Below are 635 nucleotides of genomic sequence, written 5' to 3' on the forward strand. Positions count from 1 at the left end.
CCACCGGATAGATCCCCACGCAGCGCATGAAGTCCTGCGCGAACACGGGGTTGAAATGGAATTTGCTCCACTCATAAATCTTGCGCAAGGCTTCGGCGGCGGCGACGCCCTTGTGGTAGCTGCGGTCAGACGTCAGCGCGTCATACACGTCGACGATGGCGGCCATCTGCGCCAGCTCGCTGATGGCGTCGCCGGCCAGCTGGTCCGGATAGCCGCTGCCGTCGCGCCGCTCATGGTGGTGCAAGGCGATATCGAGGGGAATGGCGCCCAGCTCGGGCGAGCGGCACAGGATATCGTAGCCATCGCGCGGATGGCGCTTGATCAGAGAAAATTCTTCCGGTGTCAGGGGGCCGGGTTTGTTCAGCACGCTATCGGGCACCAGCGCCTTGCCTGTATCGTGCAGCAAGCCGCCCAGGCCGGCCTGGTGCGTAGTGGCGCCATCGACGCCCCGCGAGCGGCAAAACGCCACCATCAGCGCGCACACACTGACGGAGTGCAGGAAGGTGTAGTCGTCCTTGTTCTTGATGCGCAACAAACCGACGAGGGCGCCGGGATTGCGCAGAATCGATTCGGTAATATCTTGCACCGTGTGCTGCACGCGGTCGATCTCGACGGCCTTGCCGAGGCGTACATCG

Annotated in this window: 1 protein-coding gene; it reads right to left on the minus strand. The window is 63.3% G+C overall.

The features are described 5' to 3' along the window. Positions 1-635, minus strand: a 635-nt coding sequence (locus ASN89_RS26860; RefSeq protein ID WP_152988717.1) for an HD-GYP domain-containing protein, incomplete at both ends; no start/stop codon positions are given.

The organism is Janthinobacterium sp. Ant5-2-1, assembly GCF_001445815.1.
Classification (GTDB): Bacteria; Pseudomonadota; Gammaproteobacteria; order Burkholderiales; family Burkholderiaceae_D; genus Janthinobacterium; species Janthinobacterium lividum_E.